The sequence below is a fragment of the Pseudomonas sp. AA-38 genome (assembly GCF_029457475.1).
Taxonomy (GTDB): domain Bacteria; phylum Pseudomonadota; class Gammaproteobacteria; order Pseudomonadales; family Pseudomonadaceae; genus Aquipseudomonas.
In genome coordinates this window covers 2,238,673-2,260,280 of record NZ_CP120359.1, presented here as the reverse complement: position 1 = coordinate 2,260,280, position 21,608 = coordinate 2,238,673, and the positions used below count along the sequence as shown (strand labels likewise).

At 63.4% G+C, this 21,608-nt stretch carries 22 protein-coding genes; 15 read left to right on the top strand and 7 right to left on the bottom strand.

Features of this window, described 5'->3' with window-relative positions; genetic code table 11:
* Positions 1-21: 21 nt before the first annotated feature.
* The gene (locus PVE35_RS10270) at positions 22-888 is read right to left on the bottom strand and encodes a transporter substrate-binding domain-containing protein (RefSeq protein WP_277374872.1); all 867 of its coding nucleotides are present in this window, start codon (positions 886-888) and stop codon (positions 22-24) included.
* Between the two features lie 48 nt (positions 889-936).
* A complete protein-coding gene (gene pedF / locus PVE35_RS10265) occupies positions 937-1,359 on the bottom strand; it encodes a cytochrome c-550 PedF (protein ID WP_277374577.1) in 423 nt (140 codons plus the stop codon).
* A gap of 340 nt (positions 1,360-1,699) precedes the next feature.
* On the opposite strand from pedF, the gene exaA reads away from it, so the two are divergent.
* The 5 genes from exaA (at position 1,700) to PVE35_RS10240 (ending at position 6,950) form a co-directional block, all read left to right on the top strand.
* Positions 1,700-3,511: a quinoprotein ethanol dehydrogenase gene (gene exaA, locus PVE35_RS10260; protein ID WP_268184320.1), complete on the top strand. Its 1,812-nt coding sequence runs from the start codon at positions 1,700-1,702 to the stop codon at positions 3,509-3,511.
* 203 nt (positions 3,512-3,714) lie between these two features.
* Positions 3,715-4,374, top strand: coding sequence for a pentapeptide repeat-containing protein (locus PVE35_RS10255; RefSeq protein WP_268177767.1), 660 nt, complete (start codon positions 3,715-3,717; stop codon positions 4,372-4,374).
* 322 nt (positions 4,375-4,696) lie between these two features.
* Positions 4,697-5,119 (top strand): DUF2231 domain-containing protein, encoded by a 423-nt coding sequence (locus PVE35_RS10250; protein WP_277374576.1) that lies wholly within the window; start codon positions 4,697-4,699, stop codon positions 5,117-5,119.
* Positions 5,116-6,417, top strand: a complete 1,302-nt coding sequence (locus PVE35_RS10245) for a sorbosone dehydrogenase family protein (RefSeq protein ID WP_277374575.1) — start codon at positions 5,116-5,118, stop codon at positions 6,415-6,417. The genes PVE35_RS10250 and PVE35_RS10245 overlap by 4 nt, the downstream gene beginning before the upstream one ends.
* A gap of 176 nt (positions 6,418-6,593) precedes the next feature.
* Complete coding sequence (locus tag PVE35_RS10240) at positions 6,594-6,950, top strand: hypothetical protein (protein WP_277374871.1); 357 nt, start codon at positions 6,594-6,596, stop codon at positions 6,948-6,950.
* A 133-nt stretch (positions 6,951-7,083) separates the two neighbouring features.
* Here PVE35_RS10240 and PVE35_RS10235 read toward each other — a convergent pair whose 3' ends face one another.
* The 4 genes from PVE35_RS10235 to PVE35_RS10220 form a co-directional block, all read right to left on the bottom strand.
* On the bottom strand, positions 7,084-8,208 hold the full coding sequence (locus PVE35_RS10235) for a hypothetical protein (RefSeq protein ID WP_277374574.1): 1,125 nt from the start codon (positions 8,206-8,208) through the stop codon (positions 7,084-7,086).
* 190 nt (positions 8,209-8,398) lie between these two features.
* On the bottom strand, positions 8,399-9,049 hold the full coding sequence (locus PVE35_RS10230) for a response regulator transcription factor (RefSeq protein ID WP_277374573.1): 651 nt from the start codon (positions 9,047-9,049) through the stop codon (positions 8,399-8,401).
* Complete coding sequence (locus PVE35_RS10225) at positions 9,046-10,311, bottom strand: histidine kinase (RefSeq protein WP_277374572.1); 1,266 nt, start codon at positions 10,309-10,311, stop codon at positions 9,046-9,048. Before PVE35_RS10225 ends, PVE35_RS10230 begins: the two co-directional genes overlap by 4 nt.
* A 13-nt stretch (positions 10,312-10,324) precedes the next feature.
* On the bottom strand, positions 10,325-10,762 hold the full coding sequence (locus tag PVE35_RS10220; RefSeq protein WP_277374571.1) for a copper-binding protein: 438 nt from the start codon (positions 10,760-10,762) through the stop codon (positions 10,325-10,327).
* Between the two features lie 223 nt (positions 10,763-10,985).
* On the opposite strand from PVE35_RS10220, the gene PVE35_RS10215 reads away from it, so the two are divergent.
* The 7 genes from PVE35_RS10215 (at position 10,986) to PVE35_RS10185 (ending at position 16,755) form a co-directional block, all read left to right on the top strand.
* On the top strand, positions 10,986-12,164 hold the full coding sequence (locus PVE35_RS10215) for an ABC transporter substrate-binding protein (RefSeq protein ID WP_277374570.1): 1,179 nt from the start codon (positions 10,986-10,988) through the stop codon (positions 12,162-12,164).
* A gap of 94 nt (positions 12,165-12,258) precedes the next feature.
* Positions 12,259-13,224: a YVTN family beta-propeller repeat protein gene (locus PVE35_RS10210; RefSeq protein WP_277374569.1), complete on the top strand. Its 966-nt coding sequence runs from the start codon at positions 12,259-12,261 to the stop codon at positions 13,222-13,224.
* Positions 13,221-14,042, top strand: coding sequence for an ABC transporter ATP-binding protein (locus PVE35_RS10205; RefSeq protein WP_277374568.1), 822 nt, complete (start codon positions 13,221-13,223; stop codon positions 14,040-14,042). Before PVE35_RS10210 ends, PVE35_RS10205 begins: the two co-directional genes overlap by 4 nt.
* Positions 14,042-14,833, top strand: coding sequence for an ABC transporter permease (locus PVE35_RS10200; protein WP_277374567.1), 792 nt, complete (start codon positions 14,042-14,044; stop codon positions 14,831-14,833). The genes PVE35_RS10205 and PVE35_RS10200 overlap by 1 nt, the downstream gene beginning before the upstream one ends.
* A 194-nt stretch (positions 14,834-15,027) precedes the next feature.
* Positions 15,028-15,603: a PQQ-dependent catabolism-associated CXXCW motif protein gene (locus PVE35_RS10195; protein WP_268177779.1), complete on the top strand. Its 576-nt coding sequence runs from the start codon at positions 15,028-15,030 to the stop codon at positions 15,601-15,603.
* 23 nt (positions 15,604-15,626) lie between these two features.
* Entirely contained in the window at positions 15,627-16,292 is a 666-nt protein-coding gene (locus tag PVE35_RS10190; protein ID WP_268177780.1) for a response regulator transcription factor, read from the top strand.
* A gap of 43 nt (positions 16,293-16,335) precedes the next feature.
* Positions 16,336-16,755, top strand: coding sequence for a GNAT family acetyltransferase (locus tag PVE35_RS10185; protein ID WP_277374565.1), 420 nt, complete (start codon positions 16,336-16,338; stop codon positions 16,753-16,755).
* Between the two features lie 9 nt (positions 16,756-16,764).
* Here PVE35_RS10185 and PVE35_RS10180 read toward each other — a convergent pair whose 3' ends face one another.
* Entirely contained in the window at positions 16,765-17,469 is a 705-nt protein-coding gene (locus PVE35_RS10180) for a TetR family transcriptional regulator (protein ID WP_268177782.1), read from the bottom strand.
* A 115-nt stretch (positions 17,470-17,584) separates the two neighbouring features.
* Between PVE35_RS10180 and PVE35_RS10175 the strand changes: the two genes are divergently transcribed.
* The 3 genes from PVE35_RS10175 (at position 17,585) to PVE35_RS10165 (ending at position 21,607) form a co-directional block, all read left to right on the top strand.
* Positions 17,585-19,141, top strand: coding sequence for an NAD(P)/FAD-dependent oxidoreductase (locus PVE35_RS10175; RefSeq protein ID WP_268177783.1), 1,557 nt, complete (start codon positions 17,585-17,587; stop codon positions 19,139-19,141).
* Entirely contained in the window at positions 19,138-20,019 is an 882-nt protein-coding gene (locus PVE35_RS10170; protein ID WP_277374564.1) for an SDR family NAD(P)-dependent oxidoreductase, read from the top strand. The genes PVE35_RS10175 and PVE35_RS10170 overlap by 4 nt, the downstream gene beginning before the upstream one ends.
* Before the next feature lie 376 nt (positions 20,020-20,395).
* Entirely contained in the window at positions 20,396-21,607 is a 1,212-nt protein-coding gene (locus PVE35_RS10165) for a CmpA/NrtA family ABC transporter substrate-binding protein (RefSeq protein WP_268177786.1), read from the top strand.
* The last annotated feature ends 1 nt before the right edge of the window (position 21,608 follow it).

Genomic DNA, 21,608 nt, shown 5'->3' with positions numbered 1-21,608 from the left:
CGCCCACCTCCGGCTCGCGCCCTATTGGTATTGTTCGGGCTTCTCGAAGCGCAGACCGTACTGCCCGTAGAGGCGCTCCAGCGAACCATCGAGAATCAGGTTTTCCAGTTGTTCTTCCAGGGCATAGGCCAGTTGTCGATTGGTCTCGTGTACTGCCATGCCGATTTCCCAGATCTGCCGGCCCATGTCCGGGTAGGCGTTCTCGGCCAGCGCCAGTTGCGGATCATTGGCCTCGTGCAGCAGCCAGTCCACCTCGCCGCGCAGGGCCATCACCGCGTCCACCTCACCGGCACGCATGGCAGCGCAGGCCAAGGTCGGCGACGGATAGTGACGAGCCTGCGAGCGCAGCAAGCCGTCCATCGCGGAGCTGAGGTAGAACGACGGCACGCTATCCACCTCGACGCCAATGGGATGCTGCTGCAGGGCATTGATGCTCGGCACCTCGGCCAGGCGACGGCGGTCGAAGGCCAGTTGCCAGCGCTCGCGCTGATAGGGGCCGAACATCACCACGCGTTCGTTGACCAGCTCACCCAGTTCGTTGCGCATCTGCGCGTAGTCACGGTCGTAGGGCACGCGCAGCATCAGGTCGGCCAGCTCGCCCTGGGCGGTGACCCGGCCACGCCAGATGTAGTCGCGCAGGTCGTCGTCGAGCTTTTCGCCGGGTGGCGCCCAGATCACCTGCAGCCGCAGGCCCAGCCCAGCGGCCAGGGCCTTGGCCAGCTCATAGTCGACCCCACGCGGCTGGCCCTCCTGCTCGAAGCTGTAGGGCGGAAAGTTCTGGTACAGCGCCACACGCAACACGCCCTCTTCCATGATGCGGTCGTAGTCGCGCACCTGTGCCTGGGCAATACCCAGGCACAGGCCGCACGACAGGATCAGCCAGCGCATGGCTGCGGAGGTCGTGAAGCAGGAACGCAGCAGCATGATCATCAAGCGCTACTCCTCGACGTGCACGCTCTCCAGATAGCTGCGCACCGCCCACAGGGCTTCCTGGCTCAGGTAGTCGGCCATTTTCGGCATGTACACCCGGCCATCGCGCACCGCGCCGTTGATTACCCGCTCCTTGAACCACTCATCACCACTGGCTCCCGTTTCGAGCAGACGCAGGTCGGGGGCGATACCGCCAGACTTGGCTTCCAGGCCGTGGCAGGCGGCGCAGTTCTGGTTGTAGGCCGAGGCGCCGATCTCGATGGCGCGCGGGTTGCCACGGTAGGGGTTTTCTTCCAGCCATTCTTCACCCAGGGGGTCCAGGCCATCGGTATTGACCGCCTGGGGCACCACGTCGCCGTGCGCCCAGAGCTGGGTGGACGCGGCCAGCAGCATCAGGGCCAGGGTGGATTGGATCTTCTTCTTGTTCATGGCTAGGACCTCATCGAATGCACGCCGAACAGCCCGTTTCGAGCTTGTGGCGTCCATCTTAGAAAGGCCCCCGCGCGCACCGAATCCTGCTTTGGTGGCCGCGTTCTAGTCCCTTGGTAGTAGGGCTTGGGTGGGGGTTTGGCTGATGCCTTGGCAGCAAGGCCAAGTCATGGGGCGACTGGGAAATCCTCCCGGCGAAGTCGGGAGTTTTTCCGTAGGCGCGGAGGTGGCCGGGCACCACCATCGGCTTGCCACTGCGGCACTTTCAACTCCAACGGGAAGCACGACCATGACAACAAGAAACCTACCCAGCAGCCCTCGCCCCCTGGCCCTCGCCCTGATGCTGGCCGGCGGCCTGGCGCTGAGCCAGGGCGCGCTGGCCAAGCCGGTCACCTGGGAAGACATCGCCAATGACCACGCCACCACCAACAACGTGCTGCAGTACGGCATGGGCACCAACGCCCAGCGCTGGAGCCCGCTCACCCAGGTCAACGCCGACAACGTGTTCAAGCTCACCCCGGCCTGGAGCTATTCCTTCGGTGACGAGAAACAGCGCGGCCAGGAGTCGCAGGCCATCATCCATGACGGCGTGATCTACGTGACCGGCTCCTACTCGCGGGTGTTCGCCCTCGACGCCAAGACCGGCAAGCGCCTGTGGACCTACAGCCACCGCCTGCCCGACAACATTCGCCCGTGCTGCGACGTGGTCAACCGTGGCGCCGCCATCTACGGCGACAAGATCTACTTCGGCACCCTCGACGCCCGCGTCGTGGCGCTGAACAAGGACACCGGCAAGGTGGTCTGGAACAAGAAGTTCGCCGACCATGCCGCCGGCTACACCATGACCGGCGCCCCGACGCTGGTGAAGGACGGCAAGAGCGGTAAGGTACTGCTGATCCACGGCAGCTCCGGCGACGAGTTCGGCGTGGTCGGCAAGCTGTTTGCCCGCGACCCGGACACCGGCGAAGAAGTCTGGATGCGTCCCTTCGTCGAAGGTCACATGGGCCGCCTCAACGGCAAGGACAGCACCCCCACCGGCGACATCAAGGCACCGAGCTGGCCGGACGATCCCAACTCGCCCACCGGCAAGAAAGAGGCCTGGAGCCAGGGCGGTGGCGCACCGTGGCAGAGCGCCAGCTTCGATGCCGAAACCAACACCATCATCGTCGGCGCTGGCAACCCGGCCCCCTGGAACGGCTGGGCACGTACTGCCGACGGCGGCAACCCGCACGACTACGACAGCCTCTACACCTCCGGTCAGGTCGGCGTCGACCCCACCACTGGGGAAGTGAAGTGGTTCTACCAGCACACCCCCAACGACACCTGGGACTTCTCCGGTAACAACGAGTTGGTGCTGTTCGACTACAAGGACAAGGACGGCAAGGTCACCAAGGCCACCGCCCACGCCGACCGTAACGGTTTCTTCTACGTGGTCGACCGCGCCAACGGCAAGCTGAAGAATGCCTTCCCCTTCGTCGACAAGATCACCTGGGCCAGCCATATCGACCTGGAAACCGGCCGCCCAGTGGAAAACGAAGGCCAGCGCCCACCCAAGCCCAAGCCGGGTGAAAGCAAGGGTGAAGTGGTGGAAGTCTCGCCGCCCTTCCTCGGCGGCAAGAACTGGAACCCCATGGCCTACAGCCAGGACACCGGCCTGTTCTACGTGCCAGCCAACCACTGGAAGGAGGACTACTGGGCCGAGGAGCCGCACTACAAGAAAGGCTCCGCCTACCTGGGCATGGGCTTCCGCATCAAGCGCCTGTTCGACGACCACGTCGGCATCCTGCGCGCCATGAACCCCACCACCGGCAAGGTCGTGTGGGAGCACAAGGAGCGCCTGCCGCTGTGGGCCGGGGTGCTGGCCACCAAGGGCAATCTGGTGTTCACCGGCACCGGCGACGGCTACTTCAAGGCCTTCGACGCCAAGAACGGCAAGGAGCTGTGGAAGTTCCAGGTCGGCACCGGAATCATCTCCCCGCCCATCACCTGGGAGCAGGACGGCGAACAGTACATCGGCGTGACCGCCGGCTACGGCGGCGCCGTACCGCTGTGGGGCGGCGACATGGCCGAGCTGACCAAGCCGGTCGCCCAGGGCGGTTCTTTCTGGGTGTTCAAGCTGCCGAGCTGGGACAAGGCCAGCGCCCAGCGCTAAAGGCTGAACGCATGGCGCACGTAGGGTGCGCCATGCGCACCAGCTCCTCGCGTTGCAATCTCGCCCTCTGCACAGCGCCGTAGCCTGGGTTGAGCACGGCGAAACCCAGGGGCCTATTCCCCGGGTTTCGCGCCGCTCTACCCAGGCTACACAACTGCACTGCCCCATTGGTGCGCACAGCGCACCCTACATGAGGACTCGCCATGAACTACCTGCCTCTGCTTGTCCCGGTTCTGCTGCTGGTACTCGGCAGCCACGCCATCGGCGCCGAGACCGACAACGACGGCGTGCCGCAGATCAACGGCTGCCGCCTCGAACCCGACAGCAAATGCCCCAAGGCCGATCTGCGCGGTGCTGACCTACGCAACCTCGACCTGCGCCGCATGGACTTGTCCGGTGCCGATCTTTCCGGCGCCGACTTGCGCCACGCCAACCTCGACCTGGCCAATCTGGAAAAGGCCAAACTGCGCGGTGCCAATCTCACCCGCGCCAGCCTGCAACAAAGCAACCTGCGCCTGGCCGACTTCTCTGGCGCCAGCCTGGTGGCCATCGCCGGCTGGGGCCTGTTCGCCCAGGCTGCGCAATTCGAGGGGGCCGACCTGCGCGCCGCCAACCTGGAATTTGCCCGCCTCTCCGGGGCCAAGCTGCACGACGTGCAACTGCAGGCCGCCAACCTGGAAATGACCTGGCTGAGCAAGGCCGACCTCAAGGGTGCGCATCTGCAGGACGCCAACCTGCAGGAGGTGAAGCTCGGCGGCTCCAATCTGGAGAACGCCAACCTCAGCGGCGCACGAGTGCGCTTCGGCAACTTTCAGGATGCCAATATGCCCGGCTGTGTCGAGTGCCCCAAAGGCTGGGACTAAAACCTACCGTCCCCACACCCCGTAGGAGCGGCTGGGCGGCATTGCGCTTCAGCCGCGATCGCACCTGGATATCGCGACTAAAGCCGCTCCTACGCCCCACGCGAGCCCCAGGCTGAACCCCATCAGCCCCAGCGCGTAGGGTGGGCTTCAGCCCACCGACAGAGAGCACGGCTAACGGCAATCAGCACTCGCAATGCGGTCTAACCGCGCCCCCGGCATAAAACACACTGAACCATGCCCCTTCGGGGCAATCCCTTCTTAGGTCAGAGCGAGGCCGTTCCAGGTGAGCGGCCATCCATCAACGACCCAAGAGGGATCTTCCGTGACCACCACTTCAAGCATCCACCTGAGTCCACCCAACCGCCTGCATGCCATTCTGCTTTGCGGCCAGATGCCGTTGTTTCTCGGTGCCCTGCTCAGTGATTTCGCCTACTACCGCAGCTATCAGATCCAATGGAGCAACTTCGCCTCCTGGCTGATCGCCGGCGGCATGGTCTTCGCCGGCCTGGCCCTGCTGTTCGCCCTCATCGACCTGTTCCGCGAACGCGGTAACGGACATGCCAGCACCTACTTCCTGCTGCTTCTGGCCACCTGGCTCGTTGGCCTGGTCAATGCCCTGGAGCATGCCAAGGACGCCTGGGCCGCCATGCCCTGGGGGCTGCTGCTCTCGCTCATCGTCGCCCTGCTGGCCTGCGTCGCCACCTGGGTCGGCCTCGCCCAACCACGCCTGGAAGATGACCGATGAACCTCGCCAAGCTACTACCCACCCTGCCCCTCGCCCTGCTGCTCAGCGCCTGCGGTGAAGACCCTGGCAGCCCGCAACAGACCACCGGCGCCCAACCGCAACTGCCCGAGCCCGCACGCGGGCTGCTACCGAGCATGAGCATCGCCGAACCAACGCCCTGGGGCGATCAGCAGCCGACCGTACCGGAAGGCTTCAGCATCAGCGCCATCGCCACCGACCTGAAGATTCCCCGGCAGACCCTGGTGCTGCCCAATGGCGACATCCTCGTCGCCGAAGGCCGTGGCGGCAACGCGCCCAAGCTCAAGCCCAAGGACGTGATCGCCGGCATGATCAAGTCGCGCGGCACCACCTCGGTGGAAAGCGGCAACCGCCTGACCCTGCTGCGCGACGCCGACGGTGACGGCGCCTATGAACTGCAGACCGTCTTTGCGGAAAACCTCAACGCCCCTTACGGCCTGGCTTTGTATGAAGGCAATCTGTACGTGGCCAATCAGGACGCCCTGGTGCGCTTCGACTACAGCGAAGGCCAGACCCAGGCCATGGGCCCGCCCAGCAAGGTCACCGACCTGCCCTCAGAGATCAACCACCACTGGACCAAGGCGCTGACCGTCAGTGAGGACGGCCGCTACCTCTACGTCGGTATCGGCTCCAACAGCAACATCACCGAGCGCGGCATGGAGGTGGAAGCCGACCGCGCCATGGTCTGGCAGATCGACGCCGCAACCGGTGCCCACAAGCCCTATGCCACCGGCCTGCGCAACCCCACCGCACTGGCCATCCAGCCGGGCACCGGCACCCTGTGGACAGTGGTCAACGAGCGCGACGAACTGGGCGAGAACCTGGTGCCCGACTACCTCACCTCGGTCAAGGAAGGCGCCTTCTACGGCTGGCCCTATAGCTACTGGGGGCAGAACGTCGACCCACGGGTCAAGCCGCAGAACCCGGACAAGGTGGCCAGCGCCATCGCCCCGGACTACGCCCTCGGCGCCCACGTCGCCGCGCTGGGCCTGGACTTCTCCAGCGAAGTGATGGGTGGGCAATATGCCGACGGCGTATTCGTCGGCGAGCACGGAAGTTGGAACCGCGAGGATCCGGTGGGCTACAAGGTGGTCTTCGTGCCCTTTGAGAATGGCCGCCCCGCAGGCGACCCCATCGACTTCGTCACCGGCTTTCGCGACGACGACGGCAAAACCCGCGGCCGCCCGGTGGGCGTAACGGTCGACCCGCGCGGCGCGCTGATCGTGGCCGACGATCTGTCGAATACGGTTTGGCGGGTGGTGCGGGATGGTGGCGAATGAGGGGTTGAGGGTGGAAATGGCAAAGCGTTTCCACCCTCGGCATCTGAGCTGCGGACATGGTGGACAAGCTTCGCGTTGTCCACCCTACCCATACCTTTGCGTAGGGTGGATGACGCTTTTTTCATCCACCCTTGGCAGAATCAATGGCCGAGTCACCTGATCAAGGAACCTTTGTATTGGGACATACGCTGAACGAGCCGCGCCTATCCGCCATCAGAGTCGCCCTTTCCGACCTGTTCAATGACTTCCCGGTGGATTACGACGCCATAGCCCAGGCAGTCAAAGATATCGAACCGAAAATCCTCCACGAGATTCTCTACTCCGAAGTAGCGCCAGTGTGCTTTACGAATATCGCTGCCGCCGTACCCTCCGTCTGGACGGGCTTCGAGCCTGAATCACTCAACGCCATGATCGAAGCAAGGCTGGCAGCAAGAAAGAACAGTTGGATTCGCCGGCAAGCCGATAAAGCCCTGGCTGCCTGGCTTAAATTCAACTACGCCTATTTATGGAAGGAAGTTTCTCGCAGGCTTTGAGGTGAAACGGTGGACAAGCTTCGCGTTGTCCACCCTACATATCCCTTGCGTAGGGTGGATGATGCTTTTTCATCCACCATTGGTAACGCCAATGTCAGGGCTACTTGCTGGCAACACCGATGTCCGGCTACTGCTAACTACCAAATAGCACAGTGATGGCAGCGCCAATAGAACCACCTAAAATGGCAGCAAACAGAACTACTGCAAATTCTATATGCTTACTACTCTTACTCTGAAAATAATCTACAATCTCTGAAGTTTCTTTAACCGGATACACTGTCCAGTTCGCCAAGACCGCGTCAACAAAATCCCTTAGATAGACACTATGCTTGCCAGCCTTATAAATACTATAGTAGTGCGTGTCACGTATATTTTTATCAAATATTTCCTGCCCCTTAAACAAGCCTATATCTCTATATAGGCAATTCAACAATCGCGGCTTCTTAATAAATCTATCTCTAAGAGTTTTTCTGTAGCCTTCCCCCTCCATTTCAAGCAGCCCATGAAGACTCTCCTGCACCTTGCTCCACTCCAGAGCTCGCCTGGAGTGCAAAATTTTGAGTTCATAGAAGAAAGCAACCTCGCTTGAAATTTCCGTCAGCAATCTCTTAAATGCAACTTCCTCTGACTTATATTGATTGCAAGGATAAAAAAATTTCAGCTCATCGTAGCCAGGAATTTTGAGATGGGCCAGTTGAAACCTTGAAGAGTCATCTCCGGAAAATAGCTCATCTGAGCTAATCAAGAAGAAATCAGCATGAAATGGAGATGGCCCGACGAAGTCAAGCTTTAGAATACTGGCTCCCGAATCAACCTCTCGCTTTAAGTACTCTCTGACTATTTGAACAGCAGTAGATGGCGCCGAATCTTTGTTACCTCCAATGAGCTCCACAACCGAAAGAGCCCCATACCAATCATGCTTAAACGTGACCCGAAAATTCTCAGTATTAGTACGAACATATTTCTGATCACCCCCAACCAGCTCAGCCTGAACTCTTAACGGCAAATAAAGATCAAATGACAGATTAAACATTGAAACGTGTGGATAACAAGGATCCCCATCATTCATGTGGGTACTTATGGATGTATCGACCACCTCATCTTTAAAATCCAAATCAAAAAACAGCTCGACATTACTGATGTTAGGCAGCCGCTCCAACGAACCCCTTACCTCATCAATATATTCTTGAACTGTAATTTCTTTCTTAGCTCCACCTTTGAAAGAAAAGTGCAGACAACCGATACCAAATGCTTTCATCCATAGCCCTATTCGATTGGTGCTTTAAAAGTGATGAACCATATGCTATTTCAGTCCACAGACGGAGATTGGTCTAGTTATGTAACGCCCATCACGGCCTAGCGCCGTGACTCTACACCGCATGGAGGCTCTCTGGCGATCATGAGTGATCACCACGAGACAGCAGACCATTGCAGCCTACCCTTCCCCCTCAAGCACTCTCCAACCCCACCCGAACCACCCCACTATCAATCGCCAAATGCACCAGCTCCGCCTGCGAGGCGATCTGCAGTTTGTTCTTTACCAGGGTCTGGTAGTTGGACAGGGTCTTGGCACTGATGCATAGCTTCTCGGCGATCTGCTTCGGTGGCAGGCCGCGGGCGAGCATGACGAAGATCTCGAATTCTCGCTGGGTCAGCTCGCGCAGCCGGGGGTCGAGGCCATCGCTGCTGGTGGGGTTGCAAGCAAGCTGGGTGGCCAGTGGTTGTTCGATATAGGCGTGGCCAGCGGCGGTGCGTTTGACCGCCTCCACCAGCACTTCCGGTGAAGAGTTCTTGGTCAGGTAGCCGATGGCGCCGGCGTCCAGTGCCTGGCGTACCAGGGGCAGTTCGTCGTGCATGCTGAAGAACAGGATGCGCAGTTGCGGCAGGCGCTGGCGCAGGCGGCGGGTGGTTTCCAGGCCGCTGATGCCGGGCAGGCCGATATCCATGATGACCAGGTTGGGGATCTCTTCCTGCACCCGTTGCAGGGCCTGTTCGCCGTCGCAGGCCTCGCGCAGTTGCACGTCCGGTAACAGGGCGCGCAGCAGGCTGGCGTAGCCCTGGCGCACCACAGCGTGATCGTCTACCAGCAGAATCTTCATCGCGTTGCCTCCAGGGGAATATTCAGGCACAAGGCCCAGCCCGCTTGCGGGCGGCTGTGCAGGCGCAGTTCGCCGCCCAGGCTGCGGCTGCGTTCGCGCATCGAGCGCAGGCCGATGCCGGGGCGTAGCGGCAGTGCGGTGCCCTGGCCGTTGTCACGCACCAGCAGGCGCAGGCCCTGGCCACGGCGTTGCAGGCGAATGCGTACTTCGCTGGCGTCGGCATGGCGGGCCACATTGGTCAACGCCTCCTGCACCAGGCGATAGAGATGGGCCTTGCTCGCCAGCGGCAGGCTCGGCAGGTGCTCGCCCAGTTGCAGGCGGCAGCGAATGCCTTGCGCCTGCTGCCAGTCGGCGGCCAGTTGCTGCAGTGCCGGGCCAAGCTCCAGGCGCTCCAGCACCACCGGGTAGAGGTCGCGGATCAGGCTGCGAAAGCCCTGCTGCAGGCGCTCGCAGTTGTCGTCCAGCAGGCGCGCGGTGTCCTGCACCTGCTGTGGCCGGTCGGCGATCACCTTGAGCAGGCAGGCCTGGGCGCGAATGCCGCTGAGGTATTGGCCGAGGTCGTCGTGCAGGGTCTGCCCGAGGCGAGTGCGCTCGCGCTCCTGCAGCTCCAGCAGGGATTGGGTCAGCTCGGCGTTGTCCGCCTGCACCTGCTGCAGGGTGGTGGCCATGTCGTTGAAGTGGCCGGCCAGGCGCTTGGCCTCGGCCAGGCCGTGATCCCGCAAGCGGGTGTCGAAGTGGCCGGCACCGACCTGGCGCAGGCCGGTGAGCAGTTCGTCCAGCACGCGGCGGGCGCGGCGCACGGCGAAGCGGATGGTCAGCAGGCTGAGGATCAAGGCGAAGGCGCTGAGCAACAGCAGTTGCAGCAGCGAGTCCTGGATTTCCTCGATCTCGTCGAAGGGGTCGAGGGCGATATGCAGTTCACGGCCATCGGCCAGCGGCCAGGCATCGCTCACCAACGTCGTCGAACCCAGCAGGCGCTCGGCGATCCAGCGCTCGACCAGGCTCTTGCTCTGCGCCCTCGGCTGCTCGCCGGGGCGCAGCCAGCTCACGCGGATATGCCGCAGGTTGTCGGTCAGCTCCGGGCGCAGGCTACCGGGGTTGCTGCGCGCCACCTCGCCAAGGTACTCGACCACCGCCTCGGCGGCCTGTAACTCACGCTGCACGTCATGGCTGGCCTGGCGCAGCAGTAGCGTCAGCCCGGCCAGGGTCACCAGCACGAAGAGCAGGCTGACCACTAGGTTGATGCGGCCGAGGGCGCTCATCTGCTTGACCCGGCTACTTGACCACGAAGTAGCCGAGCATGCCCTTGCCTTCCAGACCCTTGGCGTAGAAGCGGTATTTGCCCGGTTTGACCGGCAGGAAGAAGATTTCCGCCTCGCCGGCGTCCTCGAACTCCAGTTCGGTGAGGGTCATGGCCTTGACCTCCACGCCGCCGGCCTCGACCTTGCGTAGGTAGATCGAAGTGGCGAACTCCGGCGCCTGGAAGGCGTATTCCTTCTGCCCGTTGGAGATGATCTTGAGCTGGTAGGCCTGGCCGGTTTCCAACTGGTACTCGCTCTGCGACATGAAGTAGTCACTGTCGTCGTTGCCCAGCACCAGGTCGGGCAGCGCCACCGGGCGGCGGGTCATATCGCCGGCGGCGTGCAACTGGTCGATGCCGAGCAGGCTGATGATCAGCAACAAAGGCAGCAGCAGGGCCTTGAAAATACGCATGAAGGTCACCGTTATTGTTATTGGGCGGTGCCTGCCATGCTAGGAAGTAAAGCCCCACACCGGGTTACTACCTTGGTACTACCAGGCTGGTACTTTGGGCAGGTTGGCCGCGCCAATTGGCGTGACGGACTACGACCTTCGTAGGTGGCGGGCGCTACCTTGGGCATATTTCCCGAGCTGGCCGCCCTTCCTATGCTGGGGCATCCTCCGATGGAGCCACCCCATGCGCCTGCTCTGCCACGCCCTGCTCTGCCTGTTCGCCAGCCTCGGTCTGAGCCTGGGCGCCAGCGCGGACGAGCTGCAGGTGCGCATCGGCTACCTGGCGCATCAGCCACTGCGTGGCCCGCTACTGTCCAACGTCATCCCCGAACCCACCGACGCAGGGCGCCGTGGCGCCGAACTGGCGATCATCGACAGCAACAGCACCGGGCGCTTTCTCAAACAGCGGTTCGAGTTGCACAGTGCCGAGAGCGACCAGGCCGATGAGTTGCTCGCCGCTGCCGAGCAGCAGCACCAGGCCGGCATTCGCCTGTTCGTGGTCAACGCCCCGGTCGCCACCCTGCGCCTGCTCAGCGAACGCCTGCCGGACAGCCTACTGTTCAATGCCGGCAGCGCCGACGATGGCCTGCGCCGCGAACAGTGCCTGGGCAACGTGCTGCATACCCTGCCCAGCCGCGCCATGCTGGCCGATGCCCTGGCACAGTTTCTCGCCGTGCGCAAATGGACGCGCTGGCTGCTGGTGACCGGCAACACCGAGGACGACAGCGCCTACGCCGACGCGCTCAAACGCGCGGCCAAACGCTTCGGCCACAAGATCGTCGCCGAGAAGCCGTGGAGCTTCGACAACGACCAGCGCCGCAGCGCCCAGGCGGAGATGCCGCTGTTCACCCAGGCTGGCGAATACGACGTGGTGCTGGTGGCCGACGAGCGCGGCGACTTCGGCGAATACCTGCCCTACAACACCTGGCTGCCGCGCCCGGTAGCCGGCACCCAGGGCCTGACCCCCACCGCCTGGCACAAGACGGTGGAAACCTTCGGCGCCGCGCAATTGCAGAAGCGCTTCGAGGCACTGGCCGGGCGCTGGATGAACGACCGCGACTTCGCCGCCTGGATGGCCGTACGCAGCATCGCCGCTGCCGTGACCAAGCTACGCGCCGCCGAGCCACAGGCGATTCGCACTCTGGCGCTGTCCGCCGACCTGCCGCTGGACGGCTTCAAGGGCCGCAAGCTGAGCTTCCGCCCGTGGAACGGCGAGCTGCGCCAGCCTATTCCGCTGGTGCACCCGCGCGCGCTGGTCAGCACCTCGCCGCAGGACGGTTTTCTCCACCCCAGCAACGAGATGGACAGCCTCGGCTATGACCGGCCTGAAGTGAGCTGCGATCTGGCGAGTACATCTGACTGATGGTGCGCGCACAGCGCACCCTACCCACACCGAGCCGTAGGGTGCGCCGCGCGCACCACATGCCGCCCAAGACAACAACAAGAGGATCAACCCCATGCGCCTGACCCGTCTCGCCTGCGCCGTCGCCTTCGGCCTGGCCTGCCACTCGGCCCTTGCCGCCACCGCCTACGTGTCCAATGAGAAGGATGACAGCATCAGCGTCATCGACCTGGACAGCCTCGAGGTCACCGCCACCCTGGACGTCGGCATGCGCCCGCGCGGCCTGCTGCTGTCTTCCGACAACAAGCTCTTGTACATCTGCGCCAGCGACTCGGATCGCGTGCAGGTGATGGATCTGGCCACACGCAAGATCGTCAAGGAGCTACCCTCCGGCGCCGACCCCGAGCAGTTCGCCCTGCACCCCAACGACCGCTGGCTGTACATCTCCAACGAGGACGATGCGCTGGTCACGGTGGTCGACACCCAGAGCGACGAGGTGCTGGCGCAGATCGACGTGGGCGTGGAACCCGAAGGCATGGCGGTGAGCCCGGACGGCAAGTGGGCGGTCAACACCAGCGAAACCACCAACATGCTGCACTGGATTGACACCAGCACCCAACAACTGGTGGACAACACCCTGGTCGACCAGCGCCCGCGCCACGTCGAGTTCGACAAGGATGGCAAGCGTCTGTGGGCCTCGGCAGAGATCGGTGGCACGGTAACGGTGCTGGATGTGGACTCGCGCCAGGTGCTCAAGGTGCTGAAGTTCGCCATCAAGGGCGTGCACCCGGACAAGGTGCAGCCGGTGGGGGTCAAGCTGACCGACGACGGCAAATACGCCTTTATCGCCCTCGGCCCGGCCAACCATGTGGCCGTGGTGGATGCCAAGACCTACGAGATTCTCGACTACCTGCTGGTGGGCCGGCGCGTCTGGCACCTGGAATTCACCCCGGATCAGAAGCGCCTGCTGACCACCAACGGCGTCAGCGGCGACGTGTCGGTGATCGACATCGACAACCTCAAGGTGAGCAAGTCGATCAAGGTCGGCCGCTACCCCTGGGGCGTAGTGGTGACGCCATGAACGCCCTCGAGGTGAGCGGCGTCGGTTTCGCCTATGGCGCGCGCCAGGCACTCGACGGGCTGGACTTCGAGCTGGCGCCGGGGCGCTTCGGCGCCCTGCTCGGCCCCAACGGCGCTGGCAAATCCACGCTGATCGCCCTGCTCACGCGCCTCTACGACCTGCAGCAGGGCGATATCCGTATCTTCGGCCACAGCCTGCGCGACGAACCGCGCCAGGCGTTGCGCCAGCTCGGTGTGGTATTCCAGCAGAGCACGCTGGATCTCGACCTGTCGGTGCAGCAGAACCTCGCCTACCACGCGGCATTGCATGGCATGCCGCGTCGCCAGGCACAGGCGCGTATCGACGAAGAGCTGCTGCGCCAGGATCTCGCCGAGCGCCGTCACGACAAGGTGCGCACGCTCAATGGCGGCCACCGCCGCCGCGTGGAGATCGCCCGCGCCCTGCTCCATCAACCGCGCCTGCTGCTGCTCGACGAGGCCAGCGCCGGGCTCGATCCGGCCAGCCGCCTGGCGCTGGGCCGGCACGTGCGCAACCTGTGCCGTGAGCAAGGCCTGTGCGTGCTGTGGACGACCCACCTGCTGGACGAGATCGAGTCCAGCGACGACCTGCTGATCCTCCATCGTGGCGAGCGCGTGGCCTGGGGCAAGGCCAGCCAGTTCGGCGATGACCTGGCCATCAGCTTCGCCCGCCTGACCGGCGACGAGGCGCTGGGTCGGGGGCATGTGCGCGAGGCGTTGCGGCCGAAACGTGGCGGCGACCACGACGATGATGAAACAGCCCCGGTGCGCACGGCGCACCCTACGCGAGGTGCGCGCTGATGAGTGCCTACTGGGAATGCCTGCGCGGCATCGTGCTGCGCGAATGGCTGCGCTTCGTCCTGCAGCGCTCGCGCTTTCTCAGCGCCCTGGTGCGGCCGCTGCTGTGGCTGCTGGTGTTCGCCGCCGGCTTTCGCGCCGCGCTGGGCATCGCCATCATCGAGCCGTACGACACCTACATCACCTACGACACCTACATCGTGCCGGGCCTGGCCTGCATGATCCTGCTGTTCAACGGCATGCAGGGCTCGCTGTCGATGGTCTATGACCGCGAGATGGGCAGCATGCGCGTGCTGCTCACCAGCCCGCTGCCACGGGCCTTCCTGCTCGCTGCCAAGCTGCTGGCCACGGCGCTGATCTCGCTGCTGCAGGTCTACGCCTTCCTCGCCATCGCCTGGGTGTATGGCGTGCAACCGCCAGCCTGGGGCCTGCTCGCCGCATTGCCGGCGCTGCTCTTGGTGGCGCTGCTGCTCAGCGCCCTCGGCTTGCTGCTGTCCAACGGCATACGGCAACTGGAGAACTTCGCCGGGGTGATGAATTTCGTAATCTTCCCCATGTTCTTCCTGTCATCGGCGCTGTACCCACTGTGGAAGATGCGCGAGTCCAGCGAGTGGCTGTACTGGCTGTGCGCGGTCAACCCCTTCACCCATGCCGTGGAATTGGTGCGCAACGCGCTGTATCTGCGCCTGCATGTCGAGGCACTGCTGATCTGTGTCGGCCTGACGCTGCTGCTCACCCTGCTCGCAGTGGTCAGCTTCAATCCGCAGCACGCGGCGCTGCGCAAGGCGGGATAGGTGCGCATCCATTGGCGCCTGTGCGGTCAGGATCGCCAATGAATTCGCGCCTGCAAAAACACCGGCACGCCCCATGACAGGCTCAGCCGCCATCCCCCTACTACTTTGGTACTGCTTTTCCTCTCCATCGTCGAATTCCCAAGCCTGCGACCATGGCCTGTAATACCCGCACAAGAATAAGTAGAGAACTCGCCATGAAGTACCGTCTGCCTGTGCCTGCAGGCCTGATGCTCGTCTCGCTGCTATTGGCCAACCTGGTGCACGCCGAAGCCCTGTTCGATGCCGAGGGCTATCGCAGCGGCCAGTACCGCAGCCCCACCCCGACTCATCTGGAAGGCGTGCAGGTCCTCGATACCCCCGCGTTGCAGAAACTGCTCGCCGCACGCCCCGCTACCCGCCTGATCGATGTCTACCGCCGCCCCTGGGTGCAGAACCGCTTCGTCGAGGACACACCCCACGCCAACCTGCCCGGCAGTCTGTGGCTGGCCAATGCCGGCGACGGCAATCTGGGAAGCCTCTGGCAGCGCTATTTCGCGCACCATCTGCAGCAGGCAAGTCAAGGCGACATGCGCCAACCCTTCGTGTTCTACTGCCGCTCCGATTGCTGGCTGAGCTGGAACGCCGCGCGCCGTGCCCAGGCCCTGGGCTATCGCGAGCTGTACTGGTACCGCGACGGCGTCGATGCCTGGGAACAGGCCGGCCTGCCCCTGGTGCCGGCGCAACCGGCCGAGATGCCGCACGCTTTCCTCACGCCCGCCGCCACACCATAATCACGACAACGAGGTGCAAGGCCATGTACAAGATTCTGATTGCCGACGACCATCCGCTGTTTCGTGAAGCCATCCATAACGTCATCGCCGACGGCTTTCCCGGCAGCGAGATCATGGAAACAGCCGACCTGGACAGCGCCCTGGCGCTGACCCAGGAACACGATGACCTGGATCTGATCCTGCTCGACCTGAACATGCCCGGCATGCACGGCCTGGGCGGCCTGATGAACCTGCGCAACGAGGCACCGACCATCCCGGTGGTGATCGTCTCCGCCGAGCAGGACAAACAGGTGGTGCTGCAGGCCATCACCTACGGCGCGGTGGGTTTCATCACCAAGTCCTCGCCTCGGGCGCAGATGACCGATGCCATCGGCCAGATCCTCGACGGCAACGTCTACCTGCCGCCGGACATCATCCGCACCCAGAAGAGCGGCAGCTCGCGCCCACACCACGACAACCCGAGCATCGCCCCGGAGCTGTTGCAGGCGCTGACGCGCAAGCAATTGCTGGTGCTCGAACGCATGACCAAGGGTGAATCGAACAAGCAGATCGCCTACAGCCTGGATATCGCCGAAACCACGGTCAAGGCGCATGTCTCGGCCATCCTGCGCAAGCTGGGGGTGCACAACCGGGTGCAGGCGATCCTCTCGGCCGGTGACATCGATTTCGCCGCCTACCTGCGGCGCTGAGCGCTGTGCTAAAACGGCGGCTTCCTCATCAGGAGCCGTCTCTATGCTGATCCGCCCCTTCCAACTGGCCGACCAAGCCGCCGTCATCGATCTCTGGCGGCGCTGCGACCTGATTCGTCCCTGGAACGATCCGTACAAGGACATCCAGCGCAAGCTCGCGGTGCAACCCGAGCTGTTTCTCCTCGGCGAACTCGATGGCGCCCTGGTCGCCTCGGCCATGGCCGGCTACGAAGGGCATCGCGGCTGGGTCAACTACCTGGCGGTGTGCCCCGACAGGCGCAAGCAGGGCCTGGCGCGGCAACTGATGCAGCATATCGAGGAAAAGATGCTTGCCCTGGGTTGCCCCAAGCTGAGCCTGCTGGTGCGCAATACCAACCAGCAGGCCCTGGCCTTCTACGAGCGCCTCGGCTACCAGGTCGATGCTTCGGTAAGCCTGGGCAAGCGCCTGATCAGCGACGAGTGATGGGCTGCTTCATATACGCAACTGGCCCAGACTCTGCAGCACGCTGGCGCCAGTGAACAGCATCAGTACCTGTTCCTCGGCCAGTGCGCGAATGGCCTCGCGCCGCTGCGGCTGGCCGATGTAGTCCAGTGACAGCTCGAACAGGTTGCGGCTGATCAGCCCCGACACCTGGCGCACGGTGTCAGCACTGACGATCCCCGGCAGCAGCTCCAGCTCGAGCAGATCCTCGGCCATGTCGCTGGCGAAATCGTCCATTACCTGGCGCAGCGCCTCGCGCAACACCGGCGAAGCACCATGCAGTTCACGCACGCCGATGATGAAGGCCTCGGGGTGCTCGGCGGCAAAGTCGAAGAACAGCTTCACCGTCTCGTGGCAGACCCGCCGTCCACGCCCGAGGTCGATGCCCAGCAGCTTGGGCAGCATCGCCCCCTTGTCGCTCACGGCCCGCTGCGCCGCCTCGCGGCGCAGGTCACGCAGTGGCTGGCGCAACAGCGTGTTGATCTCTTCGATGATGGTCAGACCGAGGTCGTCGACATCGCGAAAGTGCCGGTAGAAGGTGTTGGGGTTGAGCCCCGCCTCGCGCGCCAACTCGCGCAGGCCCAGGCTGCTCAGGCTGCGATGGGTCGAGGTAAGGCGTAACGCCGCCTCCAGCAACAGACGCTTGCCAGGTGCGGCCACGGCCCGTTCGCGCAGTGAGGTATCGTCGTCCTGCATGCTGACCCTACCTAAAGTTGGTTTGTCGATTGGCTGGATTGCCAAGGAGTATACACATGTCTACCTTGGTAGACAGATGTAGACACCCACAATAACGACAAGCAGGAGTCACTCCATGAACGCGTCCGTGTCACCGCTCCCGGCGACCCGCCACTGCAAGATCGCCATTCTCGGCAGCGGTTTTTCCGGCCTTGGCATGGCCATTCGCCTCAAGCAGGAGGGCGAAGAGAATTTCCTGCTGTTCGAGAAAGAGGCCGGCGTTGGCGGCACCTGGCGGGTGAACAACTATCCGGGGTGCGGCTGCGACGTGCAATCGCACCTGTACTCCTTCTCTTTCGAGCCGAACCCGAACTGGACGCGGATGTTCGCCAGGCAGCCGGAAATCAAGGCCTATCTCGAAGGGTGCTGGGAAAAATACCGCCTGCAGGACAAGACCCTGCTGGGCACCGAAGTGGTGGAGATTCGCTGGGACGAGCAGGCCGAACTGTGGCACCTGAAGGATCGCGCCGGCCAGCGCTACAGCGCGCAATTCGTGGTGTCCGGCATGGGCGCCCTGTCCACTCCCTCGATCCCCAAGCTCAAGGGTCTGGAAAATTTCACCGGTGAGGTCTTCCACTCGCAGCAGTGGAACCACGACTATGACCTGAGCGGCAAGCGCGTGGCGGTGATCGGCACCGGCGCCTCGGCCATTCAGTTCGTGCCGCAGATCCAGAAGCAGGTGGCGCGCCTCGACCTCTACCAGCGCACTGCGCCGTGGATCATGCCCAAGCCGGATCGCGCCATTCGCGACGACGAACGCAGCCGCTTCAAGCGCTTCCCACTGGCGCAGAAACTCTGGCGCGGCGCGCTCTACAGCATGCTCGAAAGCCGCGTGATCGCCTTCGCCTTCGCCCCGCGCCTGCTACGCCTGGCCCAGAACATCGCCAAGCGCTACATCCACAAGCAGATCAAGGATCCGGTGCTGCGCGCCAAGGTCACCCCGGACTACACCATGGGCTGCAAGCGTGTGCTGATCTCCAACGACTACTACCCGGCGCTGGTTCAGCCCAACGTCGAGGTGATCACCGACGGCATCGCCGAGATCCTGCCCCATGGCGTGCGCACCGCCGACGGCCAGGAGCGCGAGGTGGACGCCATCATCTTCGGCACCGGCTTCACCCCCAGCGACCCGCTGCCGCGCGGCACGGTGTTCGGCCGTGGTGGCGTCGACCTGCTCGACACCTGGCCCGAAGGCCCGGAAGCCTACAAGGGCACCATGACCGCCGGCTTCCCCAACCTGTTCTTCCTCATGGGGCCGAACACCGGCCTCGGCCATAACTCGATGGTGTACATGATCGAGTCGCAGATCCACTACGTGCTCGGCGCCCTGCGCCTGCTCGAAGAAGGCCAGTTGCAGAGCCTGGAACCCAAGCGCGCGGTGCAGGACGCCTTCAACCACAAGATCCAGGGCGCGGCCCGCAATACCGTGTGGAATGCCGGTGGCTGCATGAGCTGGTACCTGCACCCGGTCAGCGGACGCAACTGCACGGTATGGCCTGGTTTCACCTGGCGCTTCCGCATGCTCACCCGTCACTTCGATGCACCGGCCTACCACTTCAGCCGCAAGAACGCTGCACATCCAGCGCAGAGCAATGCCATTCACAGCCAGGAAGCCCAGGAGGCCAGCGCATGAAATCCTTCGAGAACAAGGTTGCCGCCATCACGGGTGCCGGTTCCGGCATCGGCCGAGCCCTGGCCTATCATCTGGCGCGCCAGGGCTGCCATCTGGCCCTGTCGGACGTGAATGTCGAGGGCCTGCACGAAACCGCCGAACAGGCACGCAAGCTTGGTGTCACCGTCAGCGCAACGCGGGTCGACGTCGCCGACCGCACCGCCGTCGAAGCCTGGGCTGGGCAGGTAGTAAGCGAGTTCGGCCGGGTCAACGCCATCTTCAACAATGCCGGCGTGGCCCAGGGTGGCACCGTGGAAGGCAACGACTACGCCGACTACGAGTGGATCATGGGCATCAACTTCTGGGGTGTGGTCAACGGCACCAAGGCCTTCCTGCCACACATCAAGGCCAGCGGCCAGGGCCATGTGATCAACGTTTCCAGCGTCTTCGGGCTGTTCTCGCAGCCGGGCATGAGTGGCTACAACGCCAGCAAGTTCGCCGTGCGCGGCTTTACCGAATCGCTGCGTCAGGAGCTGGACATGGCGCGCTGTGGGGTTTCCGCCAGTTGCGTGCACCCTGGCGGCATTCGCACCAACATCGCCAAGACCGCACGGATGAACGACAGCCTGGCCAAGGTCACCGGACAGGACATCGAGAAGGCGCGCCAGCAGTTCAACGACCAGTTGCTGCGCACCACGCCGGAACAGGCAGCCAAGGTCATCGTCAATGGCGTACTGGCCAACAAGCGGCGCATTCTCATCGGTGGCGACGCCCATGCCCTGGACTGGATGCAACGCAGCATGCCGGCGGCGTACCAGCGCCTGGTCACCTTCAGCATGGGCCTGGCCGCTCGCTTCGCGCCCAAAGGCGCGCGCAAGGCACGCGAAGCGACCGAGTAACACACTGGCAACCGCTTGATCGTTCAGCTAAGCGGTATGACCTTAGGGCCCGTTGAGTAACGGGCCTTCAAAATCCTCACCGTCCCTGGTCTGATGACCTTGGACGGTGAGGTCTCAATACATGGGATTTCCCAACACACCGCAGACACCCAGCACAGCAGCTTGTCAGGCCCGATTCCCTTCGTTTCACCTCCGAGATCCATCCCAATCACTGGCACATGCCTTGCTTCGCCAGAGGGTAAAGCGTCCTCCAATGGCGGAAAGACGCATTCGACAATGGCGTCGTACCCGCCGGCCGTGACAGGCTGGCTGGACGACGCTTTTTTATGGCCTGGCCATCCAGGTCACCCCGGATGTCGAGCAGGAACGATGCCTCATGAGTGAACATGACACCCCGCGCAATGACGCCCTGGCCTGGAGCCATGGCAGCGATGCACCGGAAAAGAGCGCCCTGAACATCGGTTTCATGGCCTTGAGCGATTCCGCCTCGGTGATCGTCGCCGCGACTCAAGGCTTTGCCGAAAAGCATGGCCTGAGCCTGCGACTGCAACGCCAGGCATCCTGGTCTGCCCTGCGTGATCGCCTGGTCAACGGCGAGCTGGATGCAGCCCACAGCCTCTACGGCCTGATCTATGGCGTGCAACTGGGCCTCGGCGGCGCACCGGCCACCGACATGGCGGTGCTCATGGGGCTGAACCAGAACGGCCAGAGCATCAACCTCTCGCATGGGCTGCAACAGGCCGGCGTGACCAGCAGTGAGGCACTGCGCAAGTACGTGCACCAGCATGAAGCAAAACTCACCTTCGCCCAGACCTTCCCCACCGGCACCCATGCCATGTGGCTGTATTACTGGCTGGCCAGCCAGGGCATCCACCCGCTGCGCGACGTGCGCAGCGTCGTGGTGCCGCCGCCGCAGATGGTCGAGCACCTCAAGGCCAGGCGTATCGACGGTTTCTGCGTCGGTGAACCCTGGACGGCCAAGGCCGTGGAAGACAATCTCGGCTGCATGCTCACTACCACCCAGGCGATCTGGCCGGATCATCCGGAAAAGGTACTGGGCTGCACGCGCAGCTTCGTCGAAGAGAACCCCAAGACGGCACGGGCCCTGATCAGCGCGGTACTGGAGGCCAGCCGCTTCATCGACGAGAGCGAGGAGAACCGCCGTGGCACGGCGCAACTGCTGAGCGGCAGTGCCTATGTCGACGCGCCGCTGTCGGCAATCCTGCCGCGTTTTCTTGGCCAGTATCAGGATGGCCTCGGCAATGCCTGGCAGGACGCCCATCGCCTGCGCTTCCACGCCGATGGCGCGGTCAACCTGCCCTATCTGTCGGATGCCATGTGGTTCATGACCCAGTTCCGTCGCTGGGGCCTGCTGCGTGATGACCCGGATTACCTGGGAGTCGCCCAGGCCGTTCAGCAACTGCAGATCTATCGCCAGGCGGCGGAAGCACTGGGCGTCGCCTGCCCCGAGCCCATGCGCGGTTGCGCTTTGCAGGGCGGCCCCTACTGGGACGGCAGTGATCCGGCCGGTTACGCCCGTAGCTTCGCCCTGCATGCCCTGGCCGACGCGCCAGCGCTCAGCGCCTGAT

Bases quoted from the DNA above. Each gene is read 5' to 3' on its own strand.
- PVE35_RS10270 (WP_277374872.1), bottom strand. From the start codon at position 888: ATGCGCTGGCTGATCCTGTCGTGCGGCCTGTGCCTGGGTATTGCCCAG.
- pedF (WP_277374577.1), bottom strand. From the start codon at position 1,359: ATGAACAAGAAGAAGATCCAATCCACCCTGGCCCTGATGCTGCTGGCC.
- exaA (WP_268184320.1), top strand. From the start codon at position 1,700: ATGCTGGCCGGCGGCCTGGCGCTGAGCCAGGGCGCGCTGGCCAAGCCG.
- PVE35_RS10255 (WP_268177767.1), top strand. From the start codon at position 3,715: ATGAACTACCTGCCTCTGCTTGTCCCGGTTCTGCTGCTGGTACTCGGC.
- PVE35_RS10245 (WP_277374575.1), top strand. From the start codon at position 5,116: ATGAACCTCGCCAAGCTACTACCCACCCTGCCCCTCGCCCTGCTGCTC.
- PVE35_RS10235 (WP_277374574.1), bottom strand. From the start codon at position 8,208: ATGAAAGCATTTGGTATCGGTTGTCTGCACTTTTCTTTCAAAGGTGGA.
- PVE35_RS10230 (WP_277374573.1), bottom strand. From the start codon at position 9,049: ATGAAGATTCTGCTGGTAGACGATCACGCTGTGGTGCGCCAGGGCTAC.
- PVE35_RS10225 (WP_277374572.1), bottom strand. From the start codon at position 10,311: ATGAGCGCCCTCGGCCGCATCAACCTAGTGGTCAGCCTGCTCTTCGTG.
- PVE35_RS10220 (WP_277374571.1), bottom strand. From the start codon at position 10,762: ATGCGTATTTTCAAGGCCCTGCTGCTGCCTTTGTTGCTGATCATCAGC.
- PVE35_RS10215 (WP_277374570.1), top strand. From the start codon at position 10,986: ATGCGCCTGCTCTGCCACGCCCTGCTCTGCCTGTTCGCCAGCCTCGGT.
- PVE35_RS10210 (WP_277374569.1), top strand. From the start codon at position 12,259: ATGCGCCTGACCCGTCTCGCCTGCGCCGTCGCCTTCGGCCTGGCCTGC.
- PVE35_RS10205 (WP_277374568.1), top strand. From the start codon at position 13,221: ATGAACGCCCTCGAGGTGAGCGGCGTCGGTTTCGCCTATGGCGCGCGC.
- PVE35_RS10200 (WP_277374567.1), top strand. From the start codon at position 14,042: ATGAGTGCCTACTGGGAATGCCTGCGCGGCATCGTGCTGCGCGAATGG.
- PVE35_RS10195 (WP_268177779.1), top strand. From the start codon at position 15,028: ATGAAGTACCGTCTGCCTGTGCCTGCAGGCCTGATGCTCGTCTCGCTG.
- PVE35_RS10190 (WP_268177780.1), top strand. From the start codon at position 15,627: ATGTACAAGATTCTGATTGCCGACGACCATCCGCTGTTTCGTGAAGCC.
- PVE35_RS10185 (WP_277374565.1), top strand. From the start codon at position 16,336: ATGCTGATCCGCCCCTTCCAACTGGCCGACCAAGCCGCCGTCATCGAT.
- PVE35_RS10180 (WP_268177782.1), bottom strand. From the start codon at position 17,469: ATGCAGGACGACGATACCTCACTGCGCGAACGGGCCGTGGCCGCACCT.
- PVE35_RS10175 (WP_268177783.1), top strand. From the start codon at position 17,585: ATGAACGCGTCCGTGTCACCGCTCCCGGCGACCCGCCACTGCAAGATC.
- PVE35_RS10170 (WP_277374564.1), top strand. From the start codon at position 19,138: ATGAAATCCTTCGAGAACAAGGTTGCCGCCATCACGGGTGCCGGTTCC.
- PVE35_RS10165 (WP_268177786.1), top strand. From the start codon at position 20,396: ATGAGTGAACATGACACCCCGCGCAATGACGCCCTGGCCTGGAGCCAT.